At 67.6% G+C, this 1,652-nt stretch carries 2 protein-coding genes; both read right to left on the bottom strand.

Going from position 1 to position 1,652, the window contains the following annotated elements:
- Nucleotides 1-450 precede the first annotated feature (450 nt).
- A complete protein-coding gene (locus BEK98_RS47410) occupies nucleotides 451-750 on the bottom strand; it encodes a putative quinol monooxygenase (RefSeq protein WP_094222975.1) in 300 nt (99 codons plus the stop codon).
- A 24-nt stretch (nucleotides 751-774) separates the two neighbouring features.
- Nucleotides 775-1,652: DUF5996 family protein (locus tag BEK98_RS47415; protein ID WP_094222976.1), on the bottom strand; the 878-nt coding region annotated here is incomplete at its 5' end.

The raw sequence follows: 1,652 nt of genomic DNA on the forward strand, positions 1-1,652 counted from the left end.
ACGACGGTTGCGGCGGCCGCGATCGCGGTGACGGTCTTGGCCTTGCTTATGCGTTTGTGATGCGCCGTCAAGAGGGGTCTCCTCGTTTGCGTGTGGGGGGATTCGCGTTTCACGCGGCAGAGTTCTGCTCGCGCTCAGCGAGCGTGCCGACTTGACGCGGTCAGATCAATCCCCTGGTCGCAGCCCCGAGGCCCTTCGGCGGCCGATCTTCACAGGGCTTACGCAGGTTCGAAGCAACCCGAATGCAAACGCGCAGCCCTTTGCGCTGGTTGAATCACCAAGGATCGGTCAAGAATTATCCGTGCCGATCTCTTCACCGGCCGTTCACGCACGGTGGCGAGAAAAGGCCGGGGCGATGGTGATCCGCCATCGCCCCGGCCTGTGAAAGACGTGCGGGTCGCCTGCCCTCGGCCGGACCGGTCAGCCCCCTGTGTGCGGCGTACCGGCCGCTCAGGGCAGCTTGACCGCGAGCAGGTCGACGGGCCGGATGTCGGGCGGCGAGGCGAGCATGGTCTCCGCGGCCCCCATGAGCGCGGCGGCGATCCGTCCGCGCAGATGTTCGGCGCGGTCCTCGTCGTTCTCGAAGGTGTCGAAGACACCGAAGGTGGTGGCGTCCTCCCGGAAGGCGAACCAGGTGAGGGTCCGCTCCTCCGCCTCGGCGAGCTGCCGGGCTTCGGTCAGCAGCCGGGCGATCTCGTCGGCGTGCTCCGGCTTGGCCTCGATGCGGGCCAGCAGACCGATGTTGTTCATGGTGGCCTCCTTCGGTCACACCCTCTAGCGGTGTTCCCAGCGGTGTGGGCCGGCCTCCAGTGCCGCTCGGTCCCAACCGCCCAACTCGGCGATCGCCCCATAGGTGTTGTGCAGAAATTCGCTCAGCACCCGGTCCGGATCGGCGGTGTCGGCTACCGCCTCGTAGGGCAGCGTGAACTCTGCGCTGCCCCGCTGGTACGACGCCGTCGCAGGGCGGACCGGATGGTCGGCGCAGCCGACCGGCTCGGGATAGCCGTAGGCGTAGAACCCGCCCTCCTCACCGCCTCCGGGCCAGAACCCGCAGCTGAACAACTCGACGCAGTAGGCTTCCCTTGTCACCCAGTCCGGCACGTTGGGGATGCCCCCGGGGGGATGCGGTGGCGCGGGGCGCCCGGAGAAGCGGGTGCAGGTCAGGTCCATCGACCCCCAGAACACATGCACGGGGCTGTCCTTGCCGACGAAATGGGTCCGGAACTCCCCGAGCACCCGGTTCGCCTGGAGTAGTTGGCCCCAGAACAGCCGCACGGCGTGCGGGTCGTAGGAGGCGTGCTCGTAGTCGTCCGCGAACGGGATCGCCGGGGCCACCTCGTTCGGCTGCGGGTGGATGCGCGTCCGAATGCCCAGCTCTCCCAGCGCGCCCATGGTCTCGGCGTAGAACTGGGCCACCGGTTTGGGCTCCAGCGCCAGTTCGCGCCGGCTTCCGTCACTGACCCGAATGCCCAGCCGGTGATCGACGAAGTCGAACTCGATATCGAACACGCCAGTTCGGTACGGGATCGCGGAAGTGGTCAATCCCCGCGGCGTGACGTAAAGGGCCACCTGCCACCAGTGGTTGACCATGGGGGCGTGGGCCAGCCGGATCTTGCCGACGATCTGGGTCCACATATGCAGTGTGTCCCGGG

It is taken from the genome of Streptomyces diastatochromogenes, assembly GCF_002242805.1.
GTDB lineage: Bacteria > Actinomycetota > Actinomycetes > Streptomycetales > Streptomycetaceae > Streptomyces > Streptomyces diastatochromogenes.

Coding starts and splice junctions, on each gene's coding strand:
- BEK98_RS47410 (WP_094222975.1), bottom strand. CDS start 750: ATGAACAACATCGGTCTGCTGGCCCGCATCGAGGCCAAGCCGGAGCAC.